Below are 15,020 nucleotides of genomic sequence, written 5' to 3'. Positions count from 1 at the left end.
GTTTTTGTATAAGGCTGATGAAAGATTCCTCCATCAATGTTTAATGTTCAGTTCAATACCATTACTGATCGTAAGTGGTTAACGTGCTTGGTTTACGGGACAATACGGTCCTCGTCCCATTGGAGAGGCTCATGACCGACAGCGCAGAAAAGTTTACCCGCCAAACCCTGATCGATGTGCAGCCCCTGACGCCTCACCTGTTTACCCTGCGTACCACCCGGGATCGCGGCTTTCGTTTCCGGGCTGGTCAGTTTGCTCGACTGGGGGTGGTGAAGGCGGACGGCACTGCCGTCTGGCGGGCTTATTCCATGGTGTCTTCGCCGTTCGACGAGTTTCTCGAGTTTTTTTCCATCGTCGTCCCGGACGGCGAATTCACCAGCGAGCTCAGCCGGTTGAGGCCGGGGGACAGCTTGTTGGTCGAGCGCCAGGCCTTTGGTTACCTGACGCTGGACCGTTTTGTTGACGGTCGCGATTTGTGGCTTTTGTCCACCGGGACAGGGGTCGCCCCGTTTCTTTCTATCCTGCAGGACTTCGAGGTCTGGGAGAAATTCGAGCGAATCATCCTCGTTTACAGCGTCCGCGAGTCACGGGAGTTGGCCTATCAGGCCTTGATTGATGCGTTGCCCCGGCGAGACTATCTGGCGGAATACGCCCATAAGTTTCGCTTCATTGCGACCGTTACCCGTGAACAACACCCTGGCGCCCTCAACGGACGCATCACCACACTGATCGAAAATGGCGAGCTGGAACAGGCCGCCGGTGTCGCGCTGACGCCAGAGCATTCGCGGGTCATGTTGTGCGGCAACCCGCAGATGATTGACGACACGCGCAAGTTGCTCAAGGCCAGGGGCTTGCAACTGAGCCTCACGCGGCGGCCCGGCCAGGTGGCGGTGGAAAATTACTGGTGAAAAAAATGGCGTCCGTGGGACGCCATTTTTGGGCCGGCGAGAATGCTCAAGGCCTCTCGTTCTGAGCCTTGAGCAGGTCGCGGATCTCGCTGAGCAATTGTTCTTCCTTGGTAGGAACAGGCGGCGCGCTCGGAGCGACGGCCTCTTCGCGCTTCAGGCGGTTGATGGCTTTGACGCCCATGAAAATGGCGAAAGCCACGATGATGAAATCCACTGTCGTCTGGATGAATTTGCCATAGGCGAGCACCACCGCTGGCGTATTTCCCTCGGCCGCCTTGAGCGTGATCGCCAAGTCACTGAAGTCCACTCCGCCGATCAGCAGCCCGAGCGGTGGCATGACCACGTCGCCAACGAATGACGAAACGATTTTGCCAAAAGCAGCACCAATGATGATCCCGACGGCCATGTCGACGACATTGCCTTTGACCGCGAAGGCCTTGAACTCGCTTAGCACGCCCATGAGTTGTTCCTTGTGACAGATGAGATTTATAGCCGCAGTGTAAGTCAGCTAAACGGGTCTTGCCTGACATGCATGCTTACAAAGCTTGCCAGTTATCGACCCAGCACCTCGCAAAAAGTTTACAAAGTGCCACCAATCGCGCGTGATACGCGGTTCAAGGCCGATTCCCCATATTGTTTTTTCTATCAGGTCGGTACGGCATTTCTATTTAGGTTTCGGTTTGTCGAGCACTAGCCTCTGAAAGGCGCACATGGATGCGCTCTATAAAATCAGAGGAAACTCACATGAACACTTCCCTTGGCCTTGGTGCTTTTTCCAACCGCCATACCCTCGTTGTGCTGACCGCCAGCCTGTTTTCCCTGTCCGTCAATGCCGCCACCCTGACCCGGGATAATGGCGCGGCAGTGGGCGACAACCAGAACTCCCAGACCGCCGGCCCCAACGGCCCGACCCTGCTGCAGGATGTGCAACTGATCCAGAAGCTCCAGCGTTTTGACCGTGAACGGATCCCCGAGCGTGTGGTGCATGCCCGTGGTACCGGTGCGCATGGCGAGTTTACGGTATCCAATGACCTGAGCGACCTGACCAAGGCCAAGGTATTCGCCGCCGGACAGGTCACGCCGGTGTTCGTCCGTTTTTCCGCCGTGGTGCACGGTAATCATTCGCCTGAGACGCTGCGTGATCCTCGAGGCTTCGCTACCAAGTTCTACACGGCCGATGGTAACTGGGACCTGGTCGGGAATAATTTCCCGACGTTCTTCATCCGTGATGCGATCAAGTTTCCCGACATGGTCCATGCGTTCAAGCCCGACCCTCGGACCAACCTGGACGATGATTCGCGTCGTTTCGATTTCTTTTCCCACGTACCGGAAGCCACCCGCACGCTGACCGAGCTGTATTCCAACTCCGGTACCCCGGCCAGTTATCGCGAAATGGACGGCAATGGCGTGCACGCTTACAAACTGATCAACGCCAAGGGCGATATCAGTTACGTGAAGTTCCATTGGAAAAGTTTGCAGGGGTTGAAAAACCTCGATCCAAAAGAAGTAGTGAAAGTTCAAGGGCAGGATTACAGCCATATGACGAATGATTTGGTCAGTCATATCAACAAGGGTGACTTTCCAAAGTGGGATCTGTACGTTCAGGTGCTCAAGCCGCAAGACTTGTCGAAGTTCGATTTCGATCCGCTGGACGCCACCAAGATCTGGCCGGACGTGCCTGAGCGAAAAGTTGGGCAGATGGTGTTGAATCGTAATCCGGCGAATGTTTTCCAGGAAACCGAACAAGTCGCGATGGCCCCGGCCAATCTGGTCCCGGGTATCGAGCCTTCCGAGGATCGCCTGTTGCAGGGTCGGGTCTTCTCTTATGCCGATACGCAAATGTACCGGGTCGGGCCGAACGCGTTGCAGTTGCCCATCAACGCGCCCAAGGTCGCGGTAAACAATGGCAACCAGGACGGTGCGATGAATTTCGGCAGCACCAGCACTGGCGTGAACTACCAGCCGAGTCGCTTGATGCCGCGCGAAGAGCAACCTGCGGCGCGCTATAGCCAGGCAGCGCTGACCGGCAGCACCCAGCAAGCGAAAATCCAGCGCGAGCAGAACTTCAAGCAGGCGGGTGATCTGTACCGCTCGTTCAATCAGAAGGAGCGCAATGACTTGATCGAAAGCTTCGGTGGGTCATTGGCAACGACTGACGATGAGAGCAAGCACATCATCCTGTCGTATCTCTACAAGGCTGACCCCGAATACGGCACCGGCGTGGCTCGTGTCGCCAAAGGCGACCTGGCGCGGGTCAAGGCGCTGGCCGAGAAGCTGAGCGACTGATCGATCTGTAGGGAGCAAGTTTGCTCGCGATGCGGTGTCCGGCAGGCCGGGTTGCCTGATCGCGAGCAGGCTCGCTCCCACGGGTCTGCTGCATAAGGAGAAGCCTGATGCGTAATTTTCTTCTATTGGTATTCATGACCTGGTCGGTGGGCGTATTGGCCGAGCAGGCTGTACCCGTCGATCCGGCTGCGGTGCGGGAACAGCTGCAAGGCTATTATTTCGACGCCGCACGCCGGGGTGATGTGCCGATGCTCGATACGTTCATCGAGGCCGGTTACTCGCTCGACACCCGGGATGAAAAGGGCTACACGGCGCTGATCCTGGCGGCTTATCACGGCCACGCGCCCGCGGTGGAGCGGCTGTTGGCCGCTGGCGCCGATGCCTGCGCCCAGGACAAACGCGGCAATACTGCGTTGATGGGTGCCATCTTCAAGGGTGAAGTCCAGATCGCCCGCCGGTTATTGTCCACCGAGTGCAGTCCGGACCAACGCAACGGCGCCGGACAGACTGCTGCGATGTATGCGGGCCTGTTCAAGCGTGACGAATTGCTCGATGCCTTGAAGGCCAGGGGCGCCGACCTGGAGGCCAGGGATCCGCTGGGCAATAGCGCGGCGGATCTGGCGAAGGGCGAAATCAGAATGCCGGCCCCGCAGTAAAGCCTGGCTAGGCTATCATCGCGGTTTTTCCCCGGAGTTCAGATGGCCAAGGCAAAGCGCATGTACGGCTGCACCGAGTGCGGCTCGACCTTTCCCAAATGGGCTGGCCAATGCAGTGAATGCGGGGCCTGGAATACCCTGACCGAAACCATGGTGGAAAGCGGCGGGGCGGCGGCACCCACCGGGCGCACGGGTTGGGCTGGGCAACAAGCCCAGATCAAGACCCTGGCCGAGGTCAGCGTCGAAGAAATCCCGCGCTTTTCCACGGCGTCCGGCGAACTGGATCGCGTGCTGGGCGGCGGTCTGGTGGATGGTTCGGTGGTACTGATCGGCGGAGATCCGGGCATCGGCAAATCCACCATCCTGCTGCAGACCCTGTGCAATCTCGCCACTCGCATGCCGGCGCTGTATGTCACTGGCGAAGAGTCCCAGCAACAGGTCGCGATGCGCGCACGACGGCTGGGGTTGCCCCAGGATCAGTTGCGCGTCATGACCGAGACTTGCATCGAAACCATCATCGCCACGGCGCGCCTGGAGAAACCCAAGGTGATGGTGATCGACTCGATCCAGACGATCTTCACCGAACAGCTGCAATCGGCACCGGGCGGCGTGTCCCAGGTACGCGAAAGCGCGGCGTTGCTGGTGCGTTATGCCAAGCAGAGTGGCACGGCGATCTTCCTGGTCGGCCACGTCACCAAGGAAGGCGCGCTGGCGGGCCCTCGGGTGCTGGAACACATGGTCGATACGGTATTGTATTTCGAAGGCGAATCGGACGGTCGCCTGCGTTTGTTGCGAGCGGTGAAGAACCGTTTTGGCGCCGTCAACGAATTGGGCGTGTTCGGCATGACTGACCGGGGCCTGAAGGAGGTCTCCAACCCTTCGGCGATTTTTCTCACGCGTGCCCAGGAAGAAGTTCCGGGTAGCGTGGTCATGGCGACATGGGAAGGCACTCGACCGATGCTGGTGGAGGTCCAGGCACTGGTGGACGACAGCCACCTGGCGAACCCGCGCCGGGTCACCCTGGGCCTGGATCAGAACCGGCTCGCCATGCTGTTGGCTGTCTTGCACCGACACGGCGGCATCCCTACCCACGATCAGGATGTGTTCCTCAACGTGGTGGGCGGGGTGAAGGTATTGGAGACCGCCTCCGACCTGGCGTTGATGGCGGCCGTGATGTCCAGCCTGCGCAATCGGCCGCTGCCGCATGATTTGCTGGTGTTCGGTGAAGTCGGGCTTTCGGGTGAAGTGCGGCCAGTGCCGAGCGGGCAGGAGCGGCTCAAGGAGGCTGCCAAGCATGGCTTCAAGCGCGCCATCGTGCCCAAGGGGAACGCGCCGAAGGAAGCGCCCGCGGGGTTGCAGATCATTGCCGTGACGCGGTTGGAGCAGGCGTTGGATGCTTTGTTCGAGTAGCGGCTTGTGCAGGTCTTTTGTGGCCAGGGAGCAAGCTCCCTCGCCTGGGGAGTCGGTGCCGTCAGATATGAATCAGCGCCGCCAGCTCCCGCTCCAGCTCGTCATGGTCGGCCAGATTCAGCTCTACCAGCCGACGTAGATGCGCAATGGAATCCAGGTCGATGTGTTCACAGACAAAGCCCAAGTGACCATGGTCGTCGTGAGTCAGCCGGACTTCCATCTTGACCTCAGCCTCGGGGCTCAAATGAATATCAGCCATGAAGGACTTTTCGGGGTCACCAATCCAGGGTTCGGGCTTTTCGATCAGCAGCCCCTTGAGAGATAGATCCAGCAGCTTTACCGGCCAGATGAACGGCCCTTGGCTCAGTTCGGTCTTGGCATGGAACTCAATTCGTACGAAGCGGCGGCGTTCGCTCATTACGCAATCCCTCTGGAGATTCACTGACTATAGACCCTGCTGGCGCAGCATCGTGCCCGTTTGGCCATTGGCAGACGAATGTCGGGTATGGCCTTTACGCCGGTAAGCGCTAAACTCGGGTGGCTGTCTTTCTTGTCCACCCTGGCTGGAATAAAAAAATGAAAAACAATAATAGCCTGCTACGCCATCTGCCCTGGCTACTGCTGGCCGTCGTAGGCGCGTGCGCCCTTGGCGTCGTGGCCCTGCGCCGCGGAGAGCCGATCAACGCCCTCTGGATCGTCGTCGCAGCCGTGGCCATCTACCTGGTCGCCTACCGCTACTACAGCCTCTTCATCGCCAACAACGTGATGCAACTCGATGCGCGCCGGGCCACGCCCGCCGTGCTCAACAACGATGGCCTGGACTACGTCCCGACCAACAAACACATCCTCTTCGGCCACCACTTCGCGGCCATTGCCGGCGCGGGGCCGCTGGTCGGGCCGGTGCTGGCGGCGCAGATGGGCTACCTGCCCGGCACGCTCTGGCTGATCGCCGGCGTGGTGCTGGCCGGTGCGGTGCAGGACTTCATGGTCCTGTTCCTGTCGACCCGCCGCAACGGTCGCTCGCTGGGCGACATGGTGCGCGAGGAAATGGGCCGCATCCCCGGCACCATCGCGCTGTTCGGCTGCTTCCTGATCATGATCATCATCCTCGCGGTGCTGGCGCTGATCGTGGTCAAGGCCCTGGCCGAGAGCCCGTGGGGCATCTTCACGGTGATGGCGACCATCCCGATCGCGATGTTCATGGGCATCTACATGCGCTACATCCGCCCGGGCCGCATCGGTGAAATCTCGCTCATCGGCGTGCTGTTGCTGCTCGGTTCGATCTGGCTGGGCGGGCAGATTGCCGCCGACCCGGTCTGGGCCAAGGCCTTCACCTTCACCGGGATCCAGATCACCTGGATGCTGATCGGCTACGGTTTTGTCGCCGCGGTGCTGCCGGTGTGGCTGATCCTGGCGCCACGGGACTACCTGTCCACATTCCTCAAGATCGGCACCATCATCGCCCTGGCGATCGGCATCCTGGTGACCATGCCCGAGCTGAAAATGCCGGCGCTGACCCAGTTCACCGACGGCACCGGGCCGGTGTGGAAGGGCGGTCTGTTTCCGTTCCTGTTCATCACCATCGCCTGCGGCGCGGTCTCGGGTTTCCACGCGCTGATCTCCTCGGGCACCACGCCCAAGCTGCTGGATAACGAAACCAACGCCCGCTACATCGGTTACGGCGGCATGCTGATGGAGTCGTTCGTGGCGATCATGGCGATGGTCGCGGCCTCGGTGATCGAGCCGGGCGTGTACTTCGCCATGAACAGCCCGGCGGCGATCGTCGGCACCGACGTGGTGGCTGTGGCCCAGACCGTCAGCAGCTGGGGTTTTGCAATCACCCCCGACGCGCTGCAAGCGGTGGCCAAGGACATCGGCGAGACCACCATCCTGGCCCGTGCCGGCGGTGCGCCGACCCTGGCGGTGGGTATCGCGCAGATCCTTCACTCGGTGCTGCCGGGTGAGAACACCATGGCGTTCTGGTACCACTTCGCGATCCTGTTCGAAGCGCTGTTCATCCTCACCGCGGTAGACGCCGGCACCCGTGCCGGGCGGTTCATGCTGCAGGACCTGCTCGGCTCGTTCGTGCCGGCCCTCAAGCGCACCGAATCGTGGACCGCCAACCTGATCGCCACCGCCGGCTGCGTCGCGCTGTGGGGCTACCTGCTGTACCAGGGCGTGATCGATCCGCTGGGCGGCATCAACACCTTGTGGCCGCTGTTCGGCATCTCCAACCAGATGCTGGCCGGTATCGCGCTGATGCTCGCCACCGTGGTGCTGATCAAGATGAAGCGCCAGCGCTACGTCTGGGTCACGCTGCTGCCGGCCAGCTGGCTGCTGATCTGCACCACCACCGCGGGCCTGATCAAGCTGTTCGACGCCAACCCGGCGATCGGCTTCCTGGCCCTGGCGCGCAAATACAACGATGCCCTGGCCGCCGGCCAGATCCTGGCCCCGGCCAAGAGCATCGAGCAGATGCAGCACGTGGTGTTCAACGCCTACACCAACGCAACGCTGACGGTGTTGTTCCTGTTCGTGGTCTTCAGCATCCTGTTCTACGCGCTCAAGGTCGGCATCGCCGCCTGGGGCACGAAAGAACGCACGGACAAGGAAGCGCCATTCCAGGCGCTGCCGGACGCTTGATAGGGGATTGCAACGATGTTCAATGACTTGAGTCGCCTCGGTAAATACCTCGGTCAGGCCGCCCGCCTGATGGTCGGCATGCCCGACTACGACAACTACGTCGAGCACATGCAAACCAAGCACCCCGACAAGCCGGTGATGGACTACGAGGCGTTCTTCCGAGAACGCCAGGAAGCCCGCTACGGTGGCAAGGGTGGCCCCAAATGCTGTTGAACTGAAGTAATCCCCTGTGGGAGCGAGCCTGCTCGCGAAAGCGGAGTGTCAGTCAAGGATGATGTCGACTGACCTGACGCCTTCGCGAGCAAGCTCGCTCCCACAGTTGTTTTGGGTTGGACTCAGGATTTGCGTGTGCCACAGATGCCCCTGTGGGAGCGAGCCTGCTCGCGAAAGCGGGGTGTCAGTCGATGAAGATGTCGACTGAGCGGACGCCTTCGCGAGCAAGCTCGCTCCCACAGTTGTTTTTGGGGCAGACTCAGGCTTCGCATGCGCTACAAAGGCTCGCTCCCACAGGAGTTTGTTTGCCTTATTTTAATTTCGAAGCAGGAGATCCAGTGTGTCCTCTCCCATCCCGGTCACGATCCTCAGCGGCTTTCTCGGTGCTGGCAAGACCACGTTGTTGCGTCATCTGCTCAAGGCCGAGCACGGCCTGAAAATCGCCGTGATCGAGAACGAGTTCAGCGATGCCGGCATCGACACCCAGTTGCTGGGCGACGATCCGGTGCAAGTCATGACCCTGGCCAACGGTTGCGTGTGCTGCACCATTCACACCGATCTGACCAAGGCCCTGTATCTGTTGCTCGAGCGGCTGGACAGCGGTGAAATCGCCTTCGACCGCCTGGTGATCGAATGCACCGGCCTGGCCGATCCAGCCCCAGTGGCCCAAACCTTCTTCATCGATGAAGACCTGCGCGAACGCTACATCCTCGACGGTATCCTGACCTTGGTGGACGCCGCTCACGCCGAGATCCACCTGACCCAGGCCATTGCCCAGGCCCAGGTCGGGTTTGCCGATCGGCTGCTCATGAGCAAGACCGACCTGGTGGACGCCGCTCATGTCGAGGCACTTGCCGAGCGCCTGACTCGGATTAACCGACGGGCGCCGATCCGAGTGGTCGAGCACGGCAAGATTGATCTGGCCGAGTTGCTCGACATTCGCGGCTTCAATCTCAACGCCGACCTGGGCGGCGGGCTCAGCCTTCGCCCGGTCGCCAAGGCCACCACGGCCGATCGCATCAGCAGCCTCGTGCTGCGCACCGACAAGCCGCTGGATATCGACAAGCTGAGTGCGTTCATGAATCAGCTGCTGGAAGAGCACGGCAAGCAATTGCTGCGCTACAAAGGTGTGCTGAACATTGCCGGCGAACCCCGCCGACTGGTATTCCAGGGCGTACTCAAGCTGTACGGTTTTGATTGGGACACCGAATGGGCCGAGGGTGAAGCTCGGGAAAGCGTGATCGTGTTCATTGCCGATGAATTGCCTGAAGAGAAGATCCGCGAAGGTTTCGACGCCGCACTCCTCTGACCATCCGCGCCTGCGCCTGGATTTTCATACCGCCAAAAAAAACCGGCCGCAGGGGCCGGTTTTTTGTTGCTACTGCTGTTAAGCGCCGTACACCGGCAGCTTCTTGCAGATGGCCTTGACCTTCTCGCGAACGGCATCGATCACCGCTTCGTTGTTCAGGTCCGCCAGGATGTCGCAGATCCAGCCGGCCAGTTCCTTGCACTCGGCTTCCTTGAAGCCGCGAGTGGTCACGGCCGGGGTGCCGAAGCGCAGGCCCGAGGTGACGAATGGGGAGCGTGGGTCGTTCGGCACCGAGTTCTTGTTCACGGTGATGAACGCCTTGCCCAATGCGGCGTCAGCGTCTTTGCCGGAGATGTCCTGCTTGATCAACGACAGCAGGAACAGGTGGTTTTCAGTACCGCCGGAGACCACGTCGAAGCCGCGTTCGATGAACACGCCGGCCATGGCCTTGGCATTCTTCACCACTTGCTGCTGGTAGGCCTTGAACTCAGGTTGCAGAGCTTCCTTGAAGCAGATCGCCTTGGCCGCGATCACATGCTCAAGCGGGCCACCCTGGGCGCCAGGGAATACGGCCGAGTTCAGCTTCTTCTCGATGTCGGCGTTGGCGCGTGCCAGGATCAGGCCGCCACGTGGGCCACGCAGGGTCTTGTGGGTCGTGGTGGTGACCACGTCGGCGAACGGCACCGGGTTCGGGTAGACGCCCGCGGCGACCAGGCCCGCAACGTGAGCCATGTCGACGAACAGGTAGGCACCGACCTTGTCGGCGATTTCGCGGAAGCGCGGGAAGTCGAGGATCTGCGAGTAGGCGGAGAAACCGGCCACGATCATTTTTGGCTTGTGCTCGACCGCCAGGCGCTCGACTTCGTCGTAGTCGATCAGGCCGTTGCCATCGATGCCGTACTGGATGGCGTTATACAGTTTGCCCGAGGACGAAACGCTGGCGCCGTGGGTCAGGTGACCGCCGTGGGCCAGGCTCATGCCCAGGATGGTGTCGCCGGCCGACAGCAACGCCAGGTAGACGGCGGCGTTGGCTTGGGAGCCTGCGTGCGGCTGGACGTTGGCGTAATCGGCGCCAAACAGTTGCTTGGCGCGGTCGATGGCCAGTTGTTCGACCACATCGACGTACTCGCAACCGCCGTAGTAGCGCTTGCCCGGGTAGCCTTCGGCGTACTTGTTGGTCAGTACCGAGCCTTGAGCTTCCATCACCGCGGGGCTGGTGTAGTTTTCCGAAGCGATCAGCTCAATGTGCTCTTCCTGGCGCTGAGCTTCTTGCTCCATGGCGGCAAAGAGATCGGCGTCGTACTTGGCAATAGTCAAATCACGGCTGAACATGGCGGTCCTCAAGGATCGGGGGCAGAAAAGGGGGCATTCTAACCCAACCGGTTTTGGAAGGCATATGAAAGGACGTCATGTCCTGGACGAATGGGTTTCATGGGGGCTCTGTGTCGTCCTGGCTGGCCCCATCGCGAGCAAGCTCGCTCCCACACCGGATCTGCGTACACATAACCCTGTGGGAGCGAGCTTGCTCGCGATGGGGCCAGTCCAGGCAGCAGAGATTTCAGTCGAGCATGAACAGCGCATCATTGCTGAACTGCGCTTCAAACCGGTTGGCCGGCATCGGGCGGCCGAACAGGTAGCCCTGGACCTCGTCGCAGCCATGTTCACGGAGGAAATCCAGTTGCTCGTGCGTCTCGACACCCTCGGCGATGACCGCCAGGTTGAGACTATGGGCCATGGCGATGATTGCCCGGGCGATCTGTGCATCCTGCTCGCCGGACGGCAGGCCGTCGACGAAAGTACGGTCGATCTTCAGCACGTCGATGGGGAATTGCTTGAGGTAGTTGAGCGATGAATAACCGGTGCCGAAGTCATCGACCGCGATGCTCAGGCCCAGATTCTTCAAGCCGGCCAGGATCTGCATCGCCTCGCTGACTTCGCGCATCAGAATGCTCTCCGTCAGCTCCAGTTCCAGGCAAGCCGGCGGCAGGCCGGTGCTGCGCAGGATATTGGCGATGCGCGTGCCGAGTTGGCCGTCGGAGAACTGCCGGGCGGAAATGTTGACCGAGACCTTCGGCACCCGGACCTTGGCCTGGTGCCAGGTCTTGAGCTGGCGACAGGCCTCGCTGATGACCCAGTCGCCGACGTCCACCACCAGCCCGAGTTCTTCGAGCACCGGGATGAAGTCCCCTGGCGGCACCAGCCCGCGTCGCGGATGGCGCCAGCGCAGCAAGGCCTCGGTCCCGGTCAAGCGCTTGCCGTCGCCGCTGAACTGTGGCTGGTAATACAGGACGAACTCGTTCTGTTCCAGCGCATGGCGCAAGTCGCTTTCCAGCTCCAGGCGCTCCAGGGCGCTGGCGTTCATGTCGGCCTGGTAGAACTGGAAGTTGTTCTTGCCGCGCTCTTTGGCGTGGTACATGGCGGTGTCGGCGTTTTTCATCAGTTGGCTCAGCTCGTTGCCGTCCTGTGGACTCAGGGCGATACCGATACTGGCGGTGACGAAGAACTCCCGGCCTTCGAGCACAAACGGCCGGACCAGGCTGGCAAGGATCTGCTCGGCCACGGTAATCGCCCGGTTGAGCGCCATTTCGCGGCTTGCGCGCGGTTGCAGCAACAGGGTGAACTCGTCGCCGCCCATGCGCGCCACCGTGTCGTCATCGGCCACGCAGCCAAGCAGTCGCGTGGCCATTTCCTTGAGCATCCGGTCGCCGGCGGCGTGGCCGAGGGAATCGTTGATCGGCTTGAAGCGGTCCAGGTCGAGGAACATCAGCACCACCCAGCTCTTCTGCCGTTCCGCCGATTGCAGCGCGGTATGCAGGCGGTCCTGGAACAGCGTGCGGTTGGGCAGGTGGGTCAGGGCGTCGTAGTAAGCCAGGCGGTGGATGCGCTGCTCGCTGGCCTTGCGCTCGCTGATGTCGCTGAAGAAGCACACGTAGCTGGCGAGGTCGCCTTCGTCGTCGAGCACCGCGGTAATGCCGACCCAGGCCGGATAGTGCTCGCCGTTGCGGCGCTTGAGCCAGACTTCGCCTTCCCAGGTGCTGTGCTGTTGCAGCTGCTTGAGTACGTAGCGCAGGTGGGCTTCCTGCTGCTCGTCCACGGTCAGCATGTTGGGCAACTGGTCCAGCACCTGCGACACCGCATAGCCGCTGACGCGGCTGAAGGCTTCGTTGGCCTGGACAATGTAGCCGGCCGGGTCGGTGATCAGGATCGCCGAGGTCGAATGCTCGAATACCGTCGCGGCCATGCGCAGGTCTTTTTCCGCTCGGCGCTGCTGGCTGATGTCGCGGCCGACGCCCAATACCCCCTCGAACGCGCCGTTGTCGTCCCACACCAGCACCAGCCGCAGCTCGATGGGAATCTTGCGCCCGTCGGCACGCAGGCAGTCGAACAGGAACAGTTGGGTCTGCAACTGGTTGCGCAGCTCGGCCAGTTGGCCAGGCTTGTCGAGGGCCTTGCTGACCCGGTCCATCAGGCTGTAGATGCCGGTCAGTTGTTGCGGATTGGCGATGGTCGACTGCCAGCCATGCTGGAAGATCCAGTCGGCGGTGTAGCCCAGCACTGCCTGGACCGACGGGCTGACATAGTTGAGCGAGAGCTTGCTGTCGGTGGAGAAAATCACGTCGCTGATGCTTTCGGCGAGCATCCGGTAGCGCTGCTCGCTGTCGCGCAACGATTCGCTGGCTTCGATCTGCTCGGTGATGTCCTTGGCCACGCCGATGATCCGCGTGACCTGATTATGGCGGTCCCGGGCCAGAGCCTGTTCACGGACCTCGAAACGTCGCCATTTGCCGTTGCGATGGCGAAAGCGTAACTGGCATTGCAGCAGTTGCGTGTAACCGCCGCGGCGCTGTTCCTGGCGCAGATGGTGGTAATGATCGGCATCGTCACTGTGCAGCAGGATTTCCCAGAAATATTCGCCCATCTGGTGCAACTCGGTACGGTCGTAGCCGAGCGTCTGGCCCAGGTGGTGGTTGCTGAAGATCATCCGCTGGCTGATGACGTCCTGTACGTAAAGATGATCCGGGACGGTGCGCACCACGTCGGACCAGAAGCCTTCGCGCTCAAGCAGCGACAATTCGATCAGCTTGCGGCTGGTGATATCGCTGATGCTCAGGATGACGGCGTTATAGTCGTCCTGTGTTTCCGGCAGGCGCAACACCAGCCACAAATGCTGGTCACGACCATGGGCGTCCTGGAGCCTGATTTCCAGTTCCAGTTGTTTGTGCTGGTCAAGCAGCGCTTCGAGCAGTTTCGAGCCAACCGGGTTGTTGTCTTTTGCCGCGTTGCCCACCAGCAGTTGCCAGGCCTGTTCGCAGGAGTCGACATTGAGCAGCTTCAAGGCCATCTGGTTGACTTCGGTGACGTGCACTTGCTGCTGTAACTGCTCGAGCTGCTGGGGGACCTGCAGCCAGGCGCGCAACTGCTCGCCATCATGCAGGCCGGCCCTGGCAAAAAAGCCCTTGAGCCCGGACAGGTCAAGTACACAGAGGGCCACGCCGGTGCCCTCGAAAATGTCCTGGTAGCGGCGGCGCCCCTCATGCAACTGACGCTGGCGGCGACGCATGTTCAGCAGCGCGATCACCGGCAGCAGCGAAAACGCCAGGCCCAGCAGGCATTTGCCGATGAACGCGGGCAGCAACTGTTCAAACACCTGGCTGCGATCGAACAACCCGCGCAGCTGCCAGTCACTGCTGCTCAGGGGCACGGTCAACACGGTGTTGCTCAGGTCTTGCTCGGTCAATCGGGTCGGGTTGAGCGCGGGCGGGGCCTCGTCACGGCTGACGATTTGCTGGTTGAGCCGGTTCTCCACCAGCCACAGCGGGCGCAGCCCGGTATCGGCCTGTTTGGTCAATGTCGCAAAAAAACTCGGGGTCAGGCGCAACGCCCAATAACCGCGACTACTGCCGCTGGCCTGATGCAAGAGCAGGTGCACCACGGAACCGTCCTCGGCATTACTGAAATAATGCGCCTGGGCATGACTGCGCCGTACCAGTTCGGCCAGGTAGCCGGCATCCTCGCTGGTAGCGTCGCTGTCGCTGAGCACCCGGCCGGAAGGGCTCAGCAGTGCCAGGCTGCGTAATTCGGGCAACGATTGCTGGAGTTTGCGCAGCAGCGCCTGTTGTTCGTCGGCGCTTTGCGGTTGTTCGACGATCGGTAGCAGATTGAGTGCAATCTGCGCATTCAACGCCATGTTCAGGCTGACTTGCGCGGCCAGGTCGGCGGTGTAGTCGATGGTGTATTGGCGCTGTTGCTGCTGGGTTTCGCGCAGTTGGTCGAGCAATTGCCAGAAAAGCAGGCCCAGCAGCAACAGCACCAGCGAGGCCAGCGCGCCCTTCAATGTCCCGCGCAGGGGCACGCCAGGCACAGCAGGGGCGGCGCGCGGGGACGGGGACGGAGTGACGTTGGACAAGCTGTAATCCTGCAGTTTGCTGGACTGGCGCGACGTGCACTATAAGCCGGACGCCCGAAGGGCGGCTAGCATGCCTTGACTTGTGGCAAAGTGCCAGCCCTGGGCGGCTGGACCTTGACCGACGGTTGAGGTAGCTTTGCCGGTCAAACAAGAGCGCTCCGGCTCCAGATTCCCAGGCTCAATCGGCC

Annotated in this window: 11 protein-coding genes; 7 read left to right on the top strand and 4 right to left on the bottom strand. The window is 61.1% G+C overall.

Features of this window, described 5'->3' with window-relative positions; genetic code table 11:
- Positions 1 to 131 precede the first annotated feature (131 nt).
- Positions 132 to 908, top strand: coding sequence for a ferredoxin--NADP reductase (locus tag J3P91_RS23570; protein WP_434601884.1), 777 nt, complete (start codon positions 132 to 134; stop codon positions 906 to 908).
- A 46-nt stretch (positions 909 to 954) separates the two neighbouring features.
- Here J3P91_RS23570 and mscL read toward each other — a convergent pair whose 3' ends face one another.
- Positions 955 to 1,368: a large-conductance mechanosensitive channel protein MscL gene (gene mscL, locus J3P91_RS23565; protein ID WP_434571690.1), complete on the bottom strand. Its 414-nt coding sequence runs from the start codon at positions 1,366 to 1,368 to the stop codon at positions 955 to 957.
- Positions 1,369 to 1,652: 284 nt separating this feature from the next.
- On the opposite strand from mscL, the gene katB reads away from it, so the two are divergent.
- The 3 genes from katB (at position 1,653) to radA (ending at position 5,260) form a co-directional block, all read left to right on the top strand.
- Positions 1,653 to 3,194: a catalase KatB gene (katB, locus tag J3P91_RS23560; protein ID WP_434571692.1), complete on the top strand. Its 1,542-nt coding sequence runs from the start codon at positions 1,653 to 1,655 to the stop codon at positions 3,192 to 3,194.
- Between the two features lie 107 nt (positions 3,195 to 3,301).
- Entirely contained in the window at positions 3,302 to 3,850 is a 549-nt protein-coding gene (locus J3P91_RS23555; protein WP_434571694.1) for an ankyrin repeat domain-containing protein, read from the top strand.
- Positions 3,851 to 3,892: 42 nt separating this feature from the next.
- The gene (gene radA, locus J3P91_RS23550) at positions 3,893 to 5,260 is read left to right on the top strand and encodes a DNA repair protein RadA (protein WP_030140305.1); all 1,368 of its coding nucleotides are present in this window, start codon (positions 3,893 to 3,895) and stop codon (positions 5,258 to 5,260) included.
- Positions 5,261 to 5,321: 61 nt separating this feature from the next.
- Here the strand turns inward: radA and J3P91_RS23545 are convergent, their stop codons facing one another.
- On the bottom strand, positions 5,322 to 5,678 hold the full coding sequence (locus J3P91_RS23545) for a PilZ domain-containing protein (protein ID WP_434571697.1): 357 nt from the start codon (positions 5,676 to 5,678) through the stop codon (positions 5,322 to 5,324).
- A 158-nt stretch (positions 5,679 to 5,836) separates the two neighbouring features.
- On the opposite strand from J3P91_RS23545, the gene J3P91_RS23540 reads away from it, so the two are divergent.
- The 3 genes from J3P91_RS23540 to yjiA all read left to right on the top strand — a co-directional run bounded on the left by J3P91_RS23540 (position 5,837) and on the right by yjiA (position 9,425).
- A complete protein-coding gene (locus J3P91_RS23540) occupies positions 5,837 to 7,903 on the top strand; it encodes a carbon starvation CstA family protein (protein ID WP_434571699.1) in 2,067 nt (688 codons plus the stop codon).
- 15 nt (positions 7,904 to 7,918) lie between these two features.
- Complete coding sequence (locus J3P91_RS23535; RefSeq protein WP_008371622.1) at positions 7,919 to 8,116, top strand: YbdD/YjiX family protein; 198 nt, start codon at positions 7,919 to 7,921, stop codon at positions 8,114 to 8,116.
- Between the two features lie 340 nt (positions 8,117 to 8,456).
- On the top strand, positions 8,457 to 9,425 hold the full coding sequence (gene yjiA, locus J3P91_RS23530) for a GTPase (RefSeq protein WP_434571701.1): 969 nt from the start codon (positions 8,457 to 8,459) through the stop codon (positions 9,423 to 9,425).
- Positions 9,426 to 9,503: 78 nt separating this feature from the next.
- On the opposite strand, the gene glyA is transcribed toward yjiA, so the two are convergent.
- Entirely contained in the window at positions 9,504 to 10,757 is a 1,254-nt protein-coding gene (glyA, locus tag J3P91_RS23525) for a serine hydroxymethyltransferase (protein ID WP_305498691.1), read from the bottom strand.
- A 226-nt stretch (positions 10,758 to 10,983) separates the two neighbouring features.
- Complete coding sequence (locus J3P91_RS23520) at positions 10,984 to 14,832, bottom strand: bifunctional diguanylate cyclase/phosphodiesterase (protein WP_434601883.1); 3,849 nt, start codon at positions 14,830 to 14,832, stop codon at positions 10,984 to 10,986.
- Positions 14,833 to 15,020 lie beyond the last annotated feature (188 nt).

Source organism: Pseudomonas sp. Z4-7 (assembly GCF_051131965.1).
GTDB lineage: Bacteria > Pseudomonadota > Gammaproteobacteria > Pseudomonadales > Pseudomonadaceae > Aquipseudomonas.
Note: the sequence above shows the minus strand (reverse complement) of the source record. Positions and strands in the feature narration are given on the sequence as shown.

What these genes read in the sequence shown, in the direction of transcription:
- J3P91_RS23570 (WP_434601884.1), top strand. Translation starts at nt 132, where the DNA reads ATGACCGACAGCGCAGAAAAGTTTACCCGCCAAACCCTGATCGATGTG.
- mscL (WP_434571690.1), bottom strand. Translation starts at nt 1,368, where the DNA reads ATGGGCGTGCTAAGCGAGTTCAAGGCCTTCGCGGTCAAAGGCAATGTC.
- katB (WP_434571692.1), top strand. Translation starts at nt 1,653, where the DNA reads ATGAACACTTCCCTTGGCCTTGGTGCTTTTTCCAACCGCCATACCCTC.
- J3P91_RS23555 (WP_434571694.1), top strand. Translation starts at nt 3,302, where the DNA reads ATGCGTAATTTTCTTCTATTGGTATTCATGACCTGGTCGGTGGGCGTA.
- radA (WP_030140305.1), top strand. Translation starts at nt 3,893, where the DNA reads ATGGCCAAGGCAAAGCGCATGTACGGCTGCACCGAGTGCGGCTCGACC.
- J3P91_RS23545 (WP_434571697.1), bottom strand. Translation starts at nt 5,678, where the DNA reads ATGAGCGAACGCCGCCGCTTCGTACGAATTGAGTTCCATGCCAAGACC.
- J3P91_RS23540 (WP_434571699.1), top strand. Translation starts at nt 5,837, where the DNA reads ATGAAAAACAATAATAGCCTGCTACGCCATCTGCCCTGGCTACTGCTG.
- J3P91_RS23535 (WP_008371622.1), top strand. Translation starts at nt 7,919, where the DNA reads ATGTTCAATGACTTGAGTCGCCTCGGTAAATACCTCGGTCAGGCCGCC.
- glyA (WP_305498691.1), bottom strand. Translation starts at nt 10,757, where the DNA reads ATGTTCAGCCGTGATTTGACTATTGCCAAGTACGACGCCGATCTCTTT.